Source organism: Fibrobacter sp. UWH9 (assembly GCF_900129715.1).
GTDB lineage: Bacteria > Fibrobacterota > Fibrobacteria > Fibrobacterales > Fibrobacteraceae > Fibrobacter.
Genome location: NZ_FQWP01000005.1, coordinates 225,469 through 241,373, shown reverse-complemented (window position 1 = coordinate 241,373; position 15,905 = coordinate 225,469). Strand labels below are relative to the sequence as shown.

Below are 15,905 nucleotides of genomic sequence, written 5' to 3'. Positions count from 1 at the left end.
TTCTTAACCAAAGAAATGGTCTTTGGAGTATATCCCCAATGAATAAAAAAATACTGGCTTCAGCACTTCTGGCGGCAACAATGAGTTTCGCCTCCAACAATCTCCGCGTAGATTTCTACGGTTCGCAGGGTGCACAATGCGAATACGCACCTAGATTTCAAATCTACAACTACCTTCCAACAACCAATTGGACTTTAAAGCTTTACGCTTATTTCTCAAGCAACGATGGTTCCGACCCAACCAAGGATTTTAAACTCAACGTTGACTTCCCTGCTCAAATTGAAAAAGTTAATGGTAACGTATACCGAGTCGTCATTAATTACGGTTGGTATCCTATCGGTGATTTGCAGACAAAAGATTTCGGCAACCCCTTCTCCATCAAGCCGTCATCTTCAAATCGCTGCTACCAGCCCTATACCCGAAACAACTACCCTTACGACATAGTCCTTGAAAGCAGCAATGGAGGATACCTTTCCAACAGCAAGCACCCCACATTCAACAACAGAATCGGTTTGCTGGTAGACAAGGATTACGTCTGTCCCGGCTTTAACGGCAAGAAGAATTACATTCATATTGATGCCGAAGACACAAATCCCGCCACAAAAATCAGTAGCGGTTCAAAAAACCCGAAAGGCGTTGTAATTGACGACAAGAAGAATCCCGAATTCTACTATTGCCCTCTTCGTGTCAGCAACATGTCCTTATACCAGGCCACATACGATTACATCGTTTTGAAGCTTGATGACGAATGTCCTAGCGGATCCTACGAATTCGTTAGATATCACGATACCGAAGATAACACCCCCAGCAATAAAGTATACGGATTCATGGAACCCAGCGTAATCCAAAAAGACGCCAAGATGTATTATTGCTTCGTACCGGCAGCTACCAAGAACGGCAGAAGCTATCCTTTCGCAAGCACCTACGGTATCTTCGCAAATCCCACGGCATCATCTAATATATCCAAGAGCACCCTGCATGTTGATGACGAAGACACCCGTAACAACAACTCCTGGAATTTCTTCAACCTGAGCGATGATTACATCAGCCGCATCAAGAACATCATTTCAGGATCGGTAGATACCGACTACCGAATCGCATGGATGACAGGATCCTCTGCAACTAAGGAAGCCGCTTCTGAAGCAAAGCCCGTGGTTGCCGAAAACATGGTCAACGCCCCCATTGCTGCACCTTCTGGAGTCACAATCAAGGGTATAAGCCGTACTGCCATAAATGTAGAACTGCTCTCCGAAGGCAAGGTCGAAATCAACCTTATCGGTGTTGACGGCCATTCTTACGCCAGCATCACCACCGAAAACCTCCAGCCGGGTTCCCACAGCATCAACTGGAATTCCGCAAAGGTTCCGGCAGGTCGTTATATCATGTCTGTCAAGCAGAACGGTATCGCCAGCGGCAAGAGCATTATCCTGAAATAGGAAAACTCTTATCGCACACAAAAAGCCAGGCGTCTCGTCTGGCTTTCCTTTTTTAAAGGTTCACTGCAACGAGCACACTCGCGTTGTCATACATTAGTTATACATTTGTCATACAACGTACTAGTTAAGCATTTTATTTAAAATATGCAAAAAATTATTTTCACAACAAAACAAAAATTTTACGCATAAATTCTATTACTTTCTACAAAAAAACATACATTTTGGCTAAATTTTGCCTCATGTTTGGAAAATCAAAAAAAGAGGAATTATCATCCCGGCAACTTGAAGTCTTAAATCTGCTGCGAAGGGGATTAACAAACGGGGAAATTTGCCGTACTCTGAACATTTCAGAAAATACGGTAAAAACCCATCTAGCGAACATCTACAAGATTCTTGATGTAACTAACAGGACTGAAGCCGCATCGATTGATTTGACAGAAGAGAACTTTAGCCAGCGTCCATCTTCTCAATCGCCAAACAAGAGAGAGATTGTCGTAGCCTTTGAAAAAAATTCCATTCTCGAAAGCACTCCCCTAGCCTACAGCGTCGTCTGCGCAACGATCGAGGCGCTGCACCAATACCATATTTTCAAAATACAGGTCGTTCCTCCTGAAGAAATTAACAACGGCACGGATTACCAGATTAAACTTACAGCTACTCATGGTTCCGGCGACTCTCTATTCATCACTCTTTACCAAGATGAATCCTCAACCTTGCTTTGGTCCAATCTTCAAAAGATCAAGTCAGAAGACGAGATCAAACTTTTCGCAGCCCGCATCGCCATACAGATTTTCCGCAACATGACCATTTCGGCAGCGTCCAAGTACGCCGAAAATTCGGATCTAAAATCCGATTGGTGGTACGCTTCCAGCTTCGCAAACGTAATGATGGAAAATCGCAACAGGGACGAATTTTCGAAATGCGAATCAAGTCTGCAATCCATTCTCGACTCCCAGAAAGGAAACGGTTATCTCGCATACACTCTAGCCAACGTCTATTACACAGCCATCATCGAAAACTGGGTTGACGCGACAATTTACACATCCAAAATCGGGGCGTTGGCCTGCGAGGCCATGCGGAACACACCCTATTCCGCCTATTCGCAGTTCATGATGGCCCTCTACAACATCCTAATAGGCAACAAGAGCGACGCCATAGCCTATTTCGAGCAAATCCTGGAAGCAAATCCTCAGGACGTCATGGCACGAAGATACCTGACGCAAATCTTCCTGCTGGTAGGCAAGCAAAAAGAAGCCCTGAAGCTTTTAGACGAAAACAGTCTCTACATTCCCGATGTAAATCAGCAACCATTCCAACTTATCGCCAAATCCTTTATCTACCTTCTACAGGACGAATACGAGAAATGCGAACTCATTTCTCAGCAGGTCTTGATGATCCACCCCGAGACTCCATTCGCCCGCCTCTTCATGATCGCCTGCAACAATAAGAAGGGCAACTTGAAAGAAAGCCACAAGCATGTGCAAAAACTCAGGGAATACCACCCTAATTTCAAGAAAAACGACGTAAAGGAATTCCTGAAAGGCGTTACTGAAGAGCAGCAGGAATGCTTTATTAGCCTATTGTGGAATCTAGACTAATGCTAAAAATCACCCATTTGAGTGATGGACGAACCATACTACCAGGGGTTATCTTTGAAACATCAGCAAAGGAAACCTAAAAATGGAAGAGAACAGCAAAAAGATTGACACCTACCTAAAAAAAATCACCGGCAAGAAGCCCGACGATTATTACACTAAGATAATTCCTCTGGAAGACCTACGCCCCGGCGACATTTTGGCATTCAGTGGCGAAGGCGAAGAAGCTCTTATCACCAAGCTGATCCTCTGCTTCACCAACTCCTGGGTTTCTCACGGAGCATTATTCTATCAGCATGGTCCCATTGAAGCTCTGGCCGACGCAGGATCCACCGGAATCCAGGGTCATAAGGTAACCAGTAATCCCGAAGATCGCGTTGCTTATGTCAGTCGCCTGATCAAGACTTCTAAAATTGGCAACAAGAGCAGTTTCTATTCCGACAAGGAAATGGCTCCCGTCCTGGTAGCCGCCAAGGGGTACGTAGAGCAAAACCTTCCTTACCCCTACGCAGATTTGGTCTTTTTATCCCTGATTCTCCTTTACAAGGACCATTCCCAGGCAGGGATCAAGCAATCCATCATCATCGCACTTCTCAGATGCCTTGCCGCTGAATTAAAAAAACTGTTAGACGATAAATACCGACACAATTACACCATGGTCTGTTCGTCCCTGGTTTACCAGTGCTATTTGGATGCCTCGAAGAAGAATCGCAAATTTAAGCTGAAACTGACAAAGGACGCCGATTTGAGTTGCCGCACCTCCAAGAAGGGGCTGCTCAACCAAAACCGCAGAAAGGCCAATACACTCCTGGATTTGTACGCAGAACATGCCGCAGAATACGATTTCAAGACAGAGGCATTCCACCAGGCTGTGGACCCCAAAGAACCTGTTGCCAATCTTGAAGACCTCGCAAAAGAGATCGTCGAAAGCGACCGCAGTAACCGCGTCATGATGCTGAAGGGAAACGCACTCAGCAGCGCCATCGAAAACTTGCTGAAAACACTCATGGAAGTGCTGGGATTTACCTTCACCTCGATTAAGGACATGATCAAGAACGCTCGAGAGATGCAGGCCATGTTCGTAACCCCCAACGACCTATGCTTCAACATTGAAAATGTCAAAAAAATCGGCAAGGTCCACCTGAATCGTGCAGATGAAAACCTGCCCCACGAACAGTTGACCGATTTTAGCAAGATCTAGGTCCAAACCCCAATAAAGAAACTACACCTCAAAAAATATAGGGGGTGCGCAAGCATCCCCTATTCCGAAAAACACCCCATGGGAATGTCTACACATTCCTAGTTAAAAAACACGCCTAAGAAGGAGAATAAAATGGCAAAAATCAAGCACATCAAGGCAATCACGCTGAAGAATTCTGGTGCATTCGTTGTTAGAATGCGAATCAACTGGAATGACCCGGAATCCGACAACAGTTCGGGAGTGTACGAACCCTCCGGCTACCACGACATTTGCGCAGCCGGGGAAAGGACAATCAACCTCTCCGAAACCGGCATCCCCGAAGGAGCCAACGTCCGTCTGCACGCCGATGTCGTCTTGGGCAAGGATAAGGAAGGTGGCGAGCAGTTCCGATACACAAGTGACGCCTCGATGATAGCCCACTACACCATTAGCGGCACAACGCTCATCAACGACTTGAAACTAGATGACGTAAAGTAAAGCCATAAAAAAGAAGGAGAAAAAGAAACTCATTCGCGAAAGCGGATGAGTTTTTCACATTCAGTCAATGTATAAACAGTGTAAGACGGCATATATACAAACACACAAAAAAAGTCATTCCAACCAGATACTTTAGTCCAATTTTCACAAAAGGAACCCACCGGCAAAGCCGGTGGTCCTTCATAGGCGGGCAAAGCCCTATGTTACGGCACGCGCTAACACGCGTACGCAGTCTGCCACCTGCGATGGTCCTTACCCGGCTACCCGTAAACGGGTTATTTCTTTCCGAATAGGCCTAACTGTTCTCCGTACTCGGCTTCGATATTTTTTCTGTAATTCAGGATATTTCTCATTGATCATCAAACTGCTTTTGCCCTTCAGGTATCCGACGATTGATGATGGCGAGTATTTCGGGGGAATCGAAGGCAACATGTGTACATGATCAACGCAGACTTCGGCTTCAACAATCTCAATATCCTTCCATTCGCACAATCTTCTCAGAATCTTCCCTATCTCAAGTCTGCGTTCCCCGTAGAAAACCTTACTTCTAAATTTTGGGGCAAACACAATGTGATATTTGCAATTCCACGTTGTATGTGCAGTTGTATTTCTATTATTCATATTAATCCTTTGGTTTTATTGTGATGCAGTTGGCAGACCGCACCATCAATTTAGCCAAAGGATTTCTTTTTTCATGATCGCCAGAAGGCTTTACTTGAACACCCCAGCATAGCTGGGGGTTTTCATTTCATACAAAAAAAAACTACCATCAGGTAGTTTCAAAAATTCAAGCACACATTTATCCCATACCCCCCCAAAAGTTTTAGGTGACTACCCATTAATCAATCGTGATTCACCTCCCCTTACTTCAAAAGGCAAACGATTCTCACGAATAGAAGACTTAATGAAGATTGTAATCGCTGACGTTACCGAAATTCCAACAGAATCGCAGAATTCCTGAAATTCTTTTTTTGTTTTCTCGTCCAACCTAACGCAAATTGTACTCATTATGCATTAACCCTCTCTTATAAAGAAACCAAATTCAGTGTTTTTATCATCCGAATTTCTGCGCGAAAAATAATATAATACACGAATAAAATCAACACAATTTATACATTTTTTTCAATTCAAAGTAAAACACTTTATTAAGACACTTTATATAAGGTATTACAAAAATACAACAAAAATAATACAATTGCAGACAATGTAAAAAAAACATATTCTACAAACTAAAAAAAGACCTGCCCTTTAAGGCAGGTCCTTTTTACACGAGGGGGCTAATAATTAAGTATTAGCGTCAACCCATTCAGCGTTCTTCTTGCAAGCTTCGATAGACTTTTCGAAGGCAGCCATTTCAGCGTCGTTCATCTTCACTTCGAAGATCTTTTCGACACCGTTTGCGCCGATCACGCAGGGAACGCCGCAGTAGAGGCCCTTGCCCTTACCAGCATATTCGCCGTCCAGCTTGACAGCGCAGGTAAGAACGCTCTTCTTGTCCAGGAGGTAAGCTTCAGCCATCTTGATAGCGGAAGTTGCCGGGCTGTAGAATGCAGAGCCGCGGACGAGGAGAGAAACGATTTCGCCACCAGCGTTAGCAGTACGAGCAGCAAGTTCGTCGAACTTTTCCTTGCTCATGAGCTGCGGCAGAGGAATGCCACCGACGGAGACGCAGTCATAGAGGCTGACCATGGTGTCACCGTGACCGCCCATAACGATTGCCTTAACGTCTTCAGCAGAAACGCCCAGTTCCATTGCAACGAAGCAAGCGAGACGAGAAGAGTCCAGAACGCCAGCCATACCGATAACCTTGGAGGAATCGAAGCCGGTCACCTTCTGCATGTTGTAGACCATTGCGTCCAGCGGGTTGGTGATAACGATAACGAATGCGTTGGGAGCGAGTTCCTTGATCTTGAGGCCCACGTCCTTGATAACGCCGCAGTTGATGCCCAGGAGGTCATCACGGCTCATGCCCGGCTTACGGGGAACGCCAGCGGTAACGATAACGACGTCTGCACCAGCGATATCGTCATAGTTGGTAGAACCGGAGAGGTTGCAGGAAGTGCCCATAACGGAGCGGCCTTCCATAATGTCGAGAGCCTTACCCTTCGGCATACCTTCAGTCATCGGAATATCGATGAGGACCACGTCACCCAGCTGCTTCTGAGCGAGGACGAGAGCCATAGTACCACCAATCTGACCAGCACCAACGAGTGCAATCTTCTTTCTTGCCATGATTTTACCTTCCTTAATAAGGTGTTGAAAAATTTACGTCATAAATATAGCACATTTAGGTGAAAGGATAAAGGTTAAAGGATAAAGGTTTTGGCAAAAGAAGATAAAAAACACGTTTAGCGGAAAGCGTAAAAGGATAAAGATTAAAGAAAACTCTGTTTTATAACATTGAAAGGGGGCAAACTGCCCCTGGAGGCTCAATTTACTCATCCTTGACGCATCGAATAGAGTAGCCATACGTCTTATACTCTTCCGTATCAAGAATTACGTCCGAAGGATAAGAGAAATACATAGTCTTAGCTATAGTCGTAGAGACATCTTCATCCAGCCAGAAATACGCACGCTCGCCCTTGCCTTTAAAATCTGATGAACTGGAATAATACCCTATGGGGAAAACGCCAAAGCCCCAGCGGTCCTTGCCACTTTCGACGCCTGCATAACTTTTCCATCCATAGGATGTCTTCAGGAGAGATGGCGTTGAACCATATTCCGAGAAACCACTCACAAAACCAAGAAGGGTTTTGAACTCATCCAGACTCGGCAAATGCCAACCAGAAGGGCAAGCACCCTTATACGGGCGTTTTATTTTACAACGACTCACCCCACAAATCGCTTCTGCAGTATCTAAAGCCTGCGCCCAGGTGTAAAGCTTTCCGTAAGAACTGTACTTGATAGAATCGTTATCGTAGAATTTTCCATCTCCGTACGCAAGGTTTTCTGCCATCCAAACCTGGTCTCCCAGGGTAACGTATTTATAAGCCCTGCCATCACGCTTGTCTATAAAGCACGTATTCTTGTCAGCCCAGAAGGCCTTAGCCTCAAACCACTTGGTCGAGGAAGCCAATCGATTGGTACTATAGGACGCAAGAAGATTTTCCTTATCCTTCACAAAGACTTTTTTCTCGAAGTTCTCTGCATTTACAACCTCGGGATCCTTCGTGAATTCAACGTAACCGATACGTTCCGTACCATCTCCACCAGGAATAGTATACATGTCAACCAACACGCCATAAAAATCTGATTCTGACGAAACCCGGATGGTCACCGCATCGTTTTCGGTAAGGCTCTCATCCACCAGTTTCAAGACGGCCTTGTCAGTAACATCCATATACAGGGAATCACCGAAAGATACCGTTGCATAAAGAGCGAATCCAGCCTTGGCCATATCCTTTGATACAGTCCCCAACGTTGCGTCTTTATACTGGATAAGAATGGTGTCCTTTTCATCAATGGCCAGAACACCATCATTCTTGAGGCCATTCATAAGGAATTCTCCATAGAAGTAATCCTTATATCTGTAAGCAACAGCGCGGATTTCATCGCCCTTCACCTTACTGGAGATCGTCACCTCTACGGAGTCCTTACCGCAACCTTCGTCATAGACATAGAAATGTCCCTTGGAAGCCTGGTTATATCGATCCGCATCAAACTCCACTCGGCTATCGGCATTTTTCTTCCAGTAGACAGTTACGTTTTCAAATGTCTTTTTTTCATCTTTAAAGGTATATCGCACATCAACTGTCAAAATTTTCGCAGAATCGGAATAGAAGTAGTTATCGTGATTCTTACCTTCATTCACAATAAAGAAACTTCCTTTATAAAGGCCACCTGCACCAGCAAGCTTGAGATGGGCGTCATAGGTACCGAAGCCGCCCTCATTTTCTGTATAATGACATTCATAGCCGTCGTTATAGCACAAAATCATGGATACCTGTATGGAATCTCCTTCGGCATTCTTATCATTAACGGTAACAACCACTTCGGCACTGTCCCCGTAATACCAAGGTTTATCCAGGGAGATGAAGTCCCGTTCATTCCTGGATGCTAGGATAAAGGCTACATTGCGTTTAATGACTCTTTCAGGGTTTTCATCCTTGTAGCTGATAACCACGTTATCCCCATCCTGCACCTTGATCGTCCTGGATCCAGAACTCTTCTGAGCGAAGAACAGCATGGCATAGTAGAAACCGTCCCTAAGTTCTGCAGTCAGCACAATTCCCTTGGAATCAGAGGTACTGGTCACAGTAACTTCAACAGTATCCTTTTTAGTCAGGATATCGTTATCGCTAATACGAATTAACAAGGAATCGGAATAACTCCATACGGTATCGCCAACTTCCACATGTTCGGCCTTATTAAAATCAATACTTGCAGTGGTACCACCATTGCTACCGGCCTGGCCATTGGTTCCATTCCAAATCGTTCCTATAAAATCCTTGCCACAGTAAATATCGATGCCCTTTTCGTCATCGCGGTATTCACCAGAACAGCTTAGACCATCCACACCATCCTTGCCGTCCACACCGTCCTTGCCGTCTTCGCCGTCGGTTCCATTGATGCCGTCCTTGCCATCGGTTCCATTGACACCGTCCTTGCCATCGGTTCCATTGACACCATCTTTACCGTCGGTGCCATTGACACCATCCTTACCGTCACTTGACTCGTATACGGGAATCTTGCTCACACCATAGGTTTTCCAGTCCCCTTCCAGGCAAAGCAACAATTCGCCCGTACTTGTCACATAGGACATTTCCCCTTCCATGGATTTCTTGCAGGAATCAAGGTCTGATTTTGCAGAAACCACATTCAATCCCAGACGATTTGGGGAATCATCCTTCTCCGCAGAAGATCCATTGTCATCCCCGCAGGCCCAAAAACACATAACTGCAACTAGCAGCAAAAATGAATATAAAATTTTTTGCATTTTCATATTTCCCTCTTATTCTATGCAAAATTATAGTAAGATTTTTAAATTTGAGATTGATAATGGAAATACATTACATTCTCATACTGGTAGGCATTAGCTGCATGGGTAGCTTCATCCAGCGGGTCAGCGGTTTCGGGTTCGGCATTTTCGTGATGACAATCCTCCCCCACCTACTGCCCAGTTATGGAGAAGCTACAGCTCTATCGGGTATGTTGGCAGGTTCCATGTCCATCGTCGTGGCCCTGCGAATGAGAAAGTTCATCGTCTGGAAAGAAGTTTTGCCCATCCTGGCCATTTTTGCCGTAGTCAGCTTTTTTGCTGTAGGGGCCGTGGCAAACTTCGATGACAAGATGCTGAAACATGTGCTGGGGGTAATTCTAATTGCCATCAGCATCTACTTCTTCTTTATCAGCGAAAAAATCAAGCTGAAGCCCACCATTTTCGTCCAGGCAGTCCTAGGGATTATTTCTGGAGTCATGGGAGGCCTGTTCGCCATGCAGGGGCCGCCAGCAGTGCTCTACTTTTTGGCATCTTGCGAGACCAAGGAAAAGTACATCGCCCACAGTCAGGTGTATTTCGCCCTAGGGAACCTAATGATGACGTTCTTTAGAGCGACAAACGGATTCGTAACACCTGCAGTAGGAGCCGCCTACGTTTACGGTTTGGCCGCCGTGATTCTTGGAGCTTTTATCGGCGGCAAGGTTTTCAAGAAAATTCCCCACAAGGTGCTAAAGAAAATCGTGTATGCGTATATGGCCGTGAGCGGAATCGCGGCACTAAACGGATGAGAGCGCTGGTAGTAGGTAGTAGGCAGTAGGCAGTAGACGGGAGGTAGTAGACGGGAGGTAGTAGACGGGAGGTATGAGGGCGGAGCCTGCGACTCCTTTCAGGTAAATAATCGCGCCGATTGCACCTGGCTTATTAATTCATATCTACGTCACTAGATCCTTCGACTTCGTCGCTTCGCGACTTCGCTCAGGATGACACGCAGCCCCCCCCACTCTTCACTCTTCACTATTCACTGTTCACTATTCACTGTTCACTCTTCACTATTCACTGTTAATTATTTACTTTTGCTTCGTATGCGTGCTTTAATTCTTTCTGATATTCATGGTTCTGCAATCGCAGCACGACAGGCATTGTCCTTCTTCGAAAAGTTCGGCTGCGACAAGATTTTCTTACTGGGAGACACTCTTTATCACGGGCCACGTAACCCGCTGCCCGAAGGACACGGTCCCATGGGTGTTGTGGAAGCGTTGCGACCTTATGCGGATAAGATTGTAGCCGCCCGCGGCAACTGCGATGCCGACGTTGACTTGATGATGCTGGACTTCATCAAGATCGAAGATGAATATGCCGTAGTTGAAGATGGACCCGTGCGCTTGTTCCTAAGCCATGGCCATATTTTTATGCCGGAATGTTTCCCGTCTAACGCACTTTCTCAGCTGGACCCCACCCTTAAAGAAGACCGCCCCATTGACGCCTATCTTTATGGCCATACACACATTTACCAGTTGCAAAGGAACTTCAAGGGCGTGCTCATGGTAAATCCCGGATCAACCAGTCTGCCCAAGGGCGGCAACCCACCCACCTTCGGTTTCTACGATAACGGCAAGTTCAGCATCCACCATCTTGAAACCGGCGAAGAATTAGCTTCCGTCACCTTGTAACGCAGGCTTCACTTGCAGTTCACAAAGACCTTTTGATTCAGGTATTGGAACAACGTCTTTTCTAGGCTATCCAGGGCTTAGTCCTTGATGCAACGGACGGACATGGCGGAGGTTTTCAGACCAACGTAAGATCCGATGAAGTCCTGGTTGCCGTAGTAGAGGTTCCAGTAAGAAGCCCTGTTTTCACCGATGATTTCGTGTGAGGTCCAGAAATTGGCTTCATCGCCAACGGACACGTAGAGTCCACGATTGTCGCGATAGCCGGCAGGTTTTGCACCAAAGCCATAACGGTTTGTACCCACAGGGACCTCACCCATATCATCGTCATTCCAGCCGACAATAGTCTTGAGGCTCGTTCCAACACCTTCTTGACCGGCATTCTTCTTGAGCACATAATCATGAAGAATGGTAAAATCCCTCATCGTGGGAAGATGCCACCCTTCGGGGCAAGAATTGGCGGAACTCCACTGATAAAGTCTACCGTAAAGAGTGCAGTTTTCTTCCTGATCGTTGGGACACCAGCTGCCTTCTGCTTCGTAAGCAAGATTACGACGGAACCAGGTCTGACGGCCAATGACAACAATATCGTAGCGCTTACCGTCGCGAAGATCGCAGAATTCGTTCTCACCCACGTCGCTGCAAAGAGCCACCATGGCGGAATCCGGTTCGGTAGGCACAGGCAAAAGGGCCAGGGAATCGACGGCACTGTTATTAGATTTTTTCTGAGACGTAATAAGGGTAATCTTCTTTTTGGAAATAGGCTTCGCCTCGACCTTTGGCGGCGGCACGGGAGCCACGGTATCAACCGCAGGAACCGTATCGACAGGTGTTTCGACAGAATCAACTACTGTATCGGCAGGAGCAGGAACAGTATCAACGGGAACAATAACGACAGTATCCTTGGGAGGCGGTACAGGGTGCGAACGGAGTATGACGGACTCGTCTTTCTTGCATCCAAAAAGGACGCTTGCAAGAAATAATGCAAGAATGCACAAAAAAGCCGATGTAAATAGACGAAATAGCTTCAATATTTCCTCGTTTCATCCCATACCACAAGGAAATATAAATACAATTTAACGAAATACGTCATGTCAAACCTTAATTATTACGTCAAAGAGCATTATCTGTTGCGACATTTGCATCATTTTTAAGCTATTATTCAAGTATGAACTACACGCCTTACCGTGACTTGTTAGCAAAATTGTTCCCGAACTACCTAAAAGTGAGGAAACTTCCTCTTAACGGAGGCATGAACTGTCCTAATTTGGACGGTACCAAGGGTTTTTCGGGCTGTTCTTACTGCAACAATCGCAGTTTCAGCCCTGTTTTTGACCAAGCCAAGGTCAGCATCCAGGAACAACTGGAAAAATTCGTGCCGAAACTGAGGGACAAGTACCCCAACGCCGGTATTTTGGCTTATCTGCAGCCTTATACAAATACCCACGCACCCCTGGAACACTTAAAGGGGATTATCGGCCCCATCATCAAGCATCCGGAAATTGCCGGTCTCGCCATCGGAACCCGCCCCGATTGCCTGGAACAGGACAAGGTGGACTACCTGGCGTCTCTAAACAAGAAGAAGCCCATAATCGTGGAAATCGGACTGCAGACAGCCAGCGACTTGACATTGGCTGGCATTAATCGTAGACATACTCTGGCGGAATTCGAAGACGCAGTCACCCGTTGCCAGGCAGCAGGTCTCTGCGTGACGACCCATGTCATCGTAGGCCTCCCCGGCGAAACCATGGACGACTTCAAGCGCACGGCCCAAGTGGTTCGCGACCTGCATCTGGCCGCCGTGAAAATTCACCCCCTGCATATCGTGGTGGGAACAGCCATGGCCGAGGATTACGCCAACGGACAGATTACCCTCCTGACATTCGAGGAATACTGCGACGCCGTTGCAGAAATGATCAAGATTATCGGAACCGAAACAGCCATCGAACGTTTTAGCGGTGAAAGCCCCAGCGAACTGCTGATCGCCCCCAACTGGTGTGGCGAAAGGGACAAGATTATCGCGCTGGTAAATAAAAAACTGGAAGGCTAAAAGACGTTTTATCCCATATGAAGAAAGGCTGCTGTTCAAAAAGAACCGCAGCCTTTTTAAGGTCCATTTCTTAATTAGACTTTCTTGAAAATCAGCGAAGTATTAATACCGCCGAAAGCGAAGTTGTTGGACATAAAGTATTCCACATCCATTTCGCGACCAGAACCGGTAATGTAATCCAGGGGAGCGCATTCCGGATCCACGTTCTTCAAGTTAAGATTGGGGCTGAACCAGCCACGATTCATCATGTTGATGCCAAGCCAGGCTTCAATGCCGCCACAGGCACCGAGGGAGTGACCGATGTAGCTCTTGAGACTGGACAGAGGAACGGCCCGATTCCTGAAGGCACCGTAAGTGGCCCAGCTTTCGGCAATATCTCCATGATGGGTAGCAGTGCCATGACCATTCACGTAGCCAATGGCTTCGGGAGCAACACCGGAATCCAGAAGGGCAAGTTCCAGGGCATGCTGCATGGTTTCCTTCTTGGGCTGGGTAATGTGGTCGCCATCGGTATTGTGACCGAAGCCCACCAGTTCTGCATAGATGTGCGCGCCACGGGCCTTGGCGTGTTCATATTCTTCAAGCACCAAGGTACCGGCACCTTCGCCAATGACCAGACCGTCACGATCCTTGTCATAGGCTGCAGGAGTCAGTTCCGGAGTATCGTTCTTGACGCTAGTTGCGAACAAGGTATCAAAGACTGCAGATTCTGTAGGATCCAGTTCGTCGGCACCGCCAGCCACCATCACATCCTGCATGCCATACTTAATGGCTTCGTAAGCGTAACCGATAGAAAGGCTTCCGCTGGTGCATGCGGTATTGGTGGTAATCAGACGTCCAGTCATGCCAAAGAACACGCTGATATTCACGGCGCAAGTCTGGGGCATAGAGCGGATATAAGTGGTAGCTGTAATCTTGGAGCAATCGTAGGGAGGATTCAACATGGAGAAGAAATCCATCAGAGGATTGACGCTACCCATAGAAGAACCGTAAGCCACACCCACTCGGCCAGACTTTAAAAGTTCGGTATCGCCAGTGAGGCCAGCCACCTGCATTGCCTTGTCGGCAGAGGCCAAAGCCAGGAGTCCCACGCGACCGGCACCACGGATTTTCTTGCGGGGGTATTCCGGCAAGTCATAAAGAATGGGTGCAGCCAGACGAGTGTTCATCTGGGTATACTTATCCCAATCTTCCATACGGACAATGCGATTCTTCAAAGACTTTAGGCTAGTGAAGATTTCATCCAGTTCCATGCCGAGGGAAGAAATGCAGGAACCACCGGTAACGACAACTCTACGACTCATGCCAAACCTCCATTTACAGAAATTACCTGGCGGGTAATATAGGCTGCTCCATCAGAAAGCAAGAACACAACCGTGGCGGCCACTTCTTCAGGTTTGCCCACACGTTTCATGGGAACTGCCGGCAAGATCATATCCAGAGGGGCATCCTTGATCATTTCGGTTTCAATGATGCCAGGAGCGACGCTATTCACCGTGATGTTACGGCTAGCCAGTTCGGTGGCCAAAGCCTTTGTGGCTCCGATAAGGCCAGCCTTTGATGCACTGTAGTTTACCTGGCCACGATTACCGATAACGCCAGACACAGAAGAAATGGTCACAATACGTCCACGACGCTTGCGGCACATGGGCATTACAATGGGGAACATCACATTATAAAAACCGTTCAGGTTGGTATCGATCACCTTGTCCCAGAACTCGCCGGTCATGGCAGGGAAAGGCATATCGGCACAGACACCGGCATTGGTCACGACGCCATAATAAACGCCATTTTCGGCAATGTCCTTTTCGATTACTTCCTTGCACTGCTCGCGATTGCTGATATCAAATTGCAGAGTACGAACACAACCGCCATTGGCGCGAATCTTTTCGGCCAAGGCATCAACGGGAGCCGCATTTCGATTGTAATGAGCCACCACGGTGTATCCGGCATTGGCCAAGGCTTCGACAATGGCAAGTCCAATTCCGCCACTGGCTCCTGTAACCAATACACTCTTAGCATTTTCAGTCTTATTATTATCCATTTTACCCTCTACACACTCACAAACCCAAGGACGCCTTGGGATCAGGAACCTCTACGGTATTCAACGTTGCAGCAACGACCTGCTTTCCGTCTACCGAAGCGGATCCATCAAATGTTACCGCCATATCCATGCGGATGGTCTGGCGAACTTTTACCACGACAGTATCCCCCGTCTTAAACACAGGAATATCCGTCTTGAAACTAGACACGCTCATAATAAAACCGACCTTCGGTTTTTCGCCTTTGGAACGTCCATAAATTCCCGACAGAGCGGAAATACTCTGCGCCATATATTCAAAGGCAATCCAGGCGGGCACACCGCCTAGATTTTCATCATAGAACATGCAGTCCTTGCGAATATCAATTTCCGTGGATATGGAAATCTCTTCTAGGCTATAGCTCTGGACTCGGTCCAGCAGAAGCATTTTACCCTTGTGGGGCACAAGTTCACTGACGGAGTCTCTTGTCTTGAATTCTTCAATCATCAGTATTCCTAC

Annotated in this window: 14 protein-coding genes and 1 pseudogene; 7 read left to right on the top strand and 8 right to left on the bottom strand. The window is 46.8% G+C overall.

The window, feature by feature from the left end:
* The first annotated feature begins 38 nt into the window (after positions 1 to 38).
* From BUB94_RS06865 to BUB94_RS06850, 4 genes are all read left to right on the top strand, one after another.
* Positions 39 to 1,436, top strand: a complete 1,398-nt coding sequence (locus BUB94_RS06865; RefSeq protein WP_139260157.1) for a hypothetical protein — start codon at positions 39 to 41, stop codon at positions 1,434 to 1,436.
* A 239-nt stretch (positions 1,437 to 1,675) separates the two neighbouring features.
* On the top strand, positions 1,676 to 3,034 hold the full coding sequence (locus BUB94_RS06860) for a response regulator transcription factor (protein WP_073159315.1): 1,359 nt from the start codon (positions 1,676 to 1,678) through the stop codon (positions 3,032 to 3,034).
* A gap of 82 nt (positions 3,035 to 3,116) precedes the next feature.
* Positions 3,117 to 4,232, top strand: a complete 1,116-nt coding sequence (locus BUB94_RS06855) for a hypothetical protein (protein WP_073235389.1) — start codon at positions 3,117 to 3,119, stop codon at positions 4,230 to 4,232.
* A 132-nt stretch (positions 4,233 to 4,364) separates the two neighbouring features.
* Positions 4,365 to 4,709 carry a hypothetical protein gene (locus BUB94_RS06850; RefSeq protein ID WP_249269265.1) on the top strand — a complete coding sequence of 115 codons (345 nt, stop codon included), beginning with the start codon at positions 4,365 to 4,367 and terminating at the stop codon, positions 4,707 to 4,709.
* A 312-nt stretch (positions 4,710 to 5,021) separates the two neighbouring features.
* Here the strand turns inward: BUB94_RS06850 and tnpA are convergent.
* The 4 genes and pseudogenes from tnpA to BUB94_RS06830 all read right to left on the bottom strand — a co-directional run.
* Positions 5,022 to 5,330 (bottom strand): annotated as a pseudogene (gene tnpA, locus BUB94_RS06845) (IS200/IS605 family transposase); the annotation flags it as partial.
* 210 nt (positions 5,331 to 5,540) lie between these two features.
* Positions 5,541 to 5,717: a type II toxin-antitoxin system RelB/DinJ family antitoxin gene (locus BUB94_RS17480; RefSeq protein WP_073159319.1), complete on the bottom strand. Its 177-nt coding sequence runs from the start codon at positions 5,715 to 5,717 to the stop codon at positions 5,541 to 5,543.
* 276 nt (positions 5,718 to 5,993) lie between these two features.
* Complete coding sequence (gene mdh / locus BUB94_RS06835; protein ID WP_073159321.1) at positions 5,994 to 6,941, bottom strand: malate dehydrogenase; 948 nt, start codon at positions 6,939 to 6,941, stop codon at positions 5,994 to 5,996.
* Between the two features lie 202 nt (positions 6,942 to 7,143).
* Entirely contained in the window at positions 7,144 to 9,603 is a 2,460-nt protein-coding gene (locus tag BUB94_RS06830) for an FISUMP domain-containing protein (protein WP_073235385.1), read from the bottom strand.
* Between the two features lie 104 nt (positions 9,604 to 9,707).
* On the opposite strand from BUB94_RS06830, the gene BUB94_RS06825 reads away from it, so the two are divergent.
* On the top strand, positions 9,708 to 10,436 hold the full coding sequence (locus tag BUB94_RS06825) for a sulfite exporter TauE/SafE family protein (RefSeq protein ID WP_073235444.1): 729 nt from the start codon (positions 9,708 to 9,710) through the stop codon (positions 10,434 to 10,436).
* A 294-nt stretch (positions 10,437 to 10,730) separates the two neighbouring features.
* On the top strand, positions 10,731 to 11,318 hold the full coding sequence (gene yfcE / locus BUB94_RS06820; RefSeq protein ID WP_073235382.1) for a phosphodiesterase: 588 nt from the start codon (positions 10,731 to 10,733) through the stop codon (positions 11,316 to 11,318).
* 77 nt (positions 11,319 to 11,395) lie between these two features.
* On the opposite strand, the gene BUB94_RS06815 is transcribed toward yfcE, so the two are convergent.
* On the bottom strand, positions 11,396 to 12,346 hold the full coding sequence (locus BUB94_RS06815) for a fibrobacter succinogenes major paralogous domain-containing protein (protein WP_139260156.1): 951 nt from the start codon (positions 12,344 to 12,346) through the stop codon (positions 11,396 to 11,398).
* Positions 12,347 to 12,483: 137 nt separating this feature from the next.
* Between BUB94_RS06815 and BUB94_RS06810 the strand changes: the two genes are divergently transcribed.
* On the top strand, positions 12,484 to 13,365 hold the full coding sequence (locus tag BUB94_RS06810; RefSeq protein WP_073159329.1) for a tRNA modification radical SAM protein MnmL/YtqA: 882 nt from the start codon (positions 12,484 to 12,486) through the stop codon (positions 13,363 to 13,365).
* A 74-nt stretch (positions 13,366 to 13,439) separates the two neighbouring features.
* Here the strand turns inward: BUB94_RS06810 and BUB94_RS06805 are convergent, their stop codons facing one another.
* The 3 genes from BUB94_RS06805 to BUB94_RS06795 are packed head-to-tail and all read right to left on the bottom strand — an operon-like array spanning position 13,440 to position 15,893.
* Positions 13,440 to 14,669 carry a beta-ketoacyl-ACP synthase gene (locus BUB94_RS06805; protein WP_073159331.1) on the bottom strand — a complete coding sequence of 410 codons (1,230 nt, stop codon included), beginning with the start codon at positions 14,667 to 14,669 and terminating at the stop codon, positions 13,440 to 13,442.
* Complete coding sequence (gene fabG, locus BUB94_RS06800; protein WP_073159333.1) at positions 14,666 to 15,409, bottom strand: 3-oxoacyl-ACP reductase FabG; 744 nt, start codon at positions 15,407 to 15,409, stop codon at positions 14,666 to 14,668. Before fabG ends, BUB94_RS06805 begins: the two co-directional genes overlap by 4 nt.
* Positions 15,410 to 15,425: 16 nt before the next feature.
* Complete coding sequence (locus tag BUB94_RS06795) at positions 15,426 to 15,893, bottom strand: hotdog family protein (RefSeq protein ID WP_073159335.1); 468 nt, start codon at positions 15,891 to 15,893, stop codon at positions 15,426 to 15,428.
* Positions 15,894 to 15,905 lie beyond the last annotated feature (12 nt).

What these genes read in the sequence shown, in the direction of transcription:
- BUB94_RS17480 (WP_073159319.1), bottom strand. Translation starts at nt 5,717, where the DNA reads ATGAGTACAATTTGCGTTAGGTTGGACGAGAAAACAAAAAAAGAATTT.
- BUB94_RS06850 (WP_249269265.1), top strand. Translation starts at nt 4,365, where the DNA reads ATGGCAAAAATCAAGCACATCAAGGCAATCACGCTGAAGAATTCTGGT.
- BUB94_RS06860 (WP_073159315.1), top strand. Translation starts at nt 1,676, where the DNA reads ATGTTTGGAAAATCAAAAAAAGAGGAATTATCATCCCGGCAACTTGAA.
- mdh (WP_073159321.1), bottom strand. Translation starts at nt 6,941, where the DNA reads ATGGCAAGAAAGAAGATTGCACTCGTTGGTGCTGGTCAGATTGGTGGT.
- fabG (WP_073159333.1), bottom strand. Translation starts at nt 15,409, where the DNA reads ATGGATAATAATAAGACTGAAAATGCTAAGAGTGTATTGGTTACAGGA.
- BUB94_RS06795 (WP_073159335.1), bottom strand. Translation starts at nt 15,893, where the DNA reads ATGATTGAAGAATTCAAGACAAGAGACTCCGTCAGTGAACTTGTGCCC.
- BUB94_RS06830 (WP_073235385.1), bottom strand. Translation starts at nt 9,603, where the DNA reads ATGTGTTTTTGGGCCTGCGGGGATGACAATGGATCTTCTGCGGAGAAG.
- BUB94_RS06865 (WP_139260157.1), top strand. Translation starts at nt 39, where the DNA reads ATGAATAAAAAAATACTGGCTTCAGCACTTCTGGCGGCAACAATGAGT.
- BUB94_RS06855 (WP_073235389.1), top strand. Translation starts at nt 3,117, where the DNA reads ATGGAAGAGAACAGCAAAAAGATTGACACCTACCTAAAAAAAATCACC.
- BUB94_RS06810 (WP_073159329.1), top strand. Translation starts at nt 12,484, where the DNA reads ATGAACTACACGCCTTACCGTGACTTGTTAGCAAAATTGTTCCCGAAC.
- BUB94_RS06805 (WP_073159331.1), bottom strand. Translation starts at nt 14,669, where the DNA reads ATGAGTCGTAGAGTTGTCGTTACCGGTGGTTCCTGCATTTCTTCCCTC.
- BUB94_RS06825 (WP_073235444.1), top strand. Translation starts at nt 9,708, where the DNA reads ATGGAAATACATTACATTCTCATACTGGTAGGCATTAGCTGCATGGGT.
- yfcE (WP_073235382.1), top strand. Translation starts at nt 10,731, where the DNA reads ATGCGTGCTTTAATTCTTTCTGATATTCATGGTTCTGCAATCGCAGCA.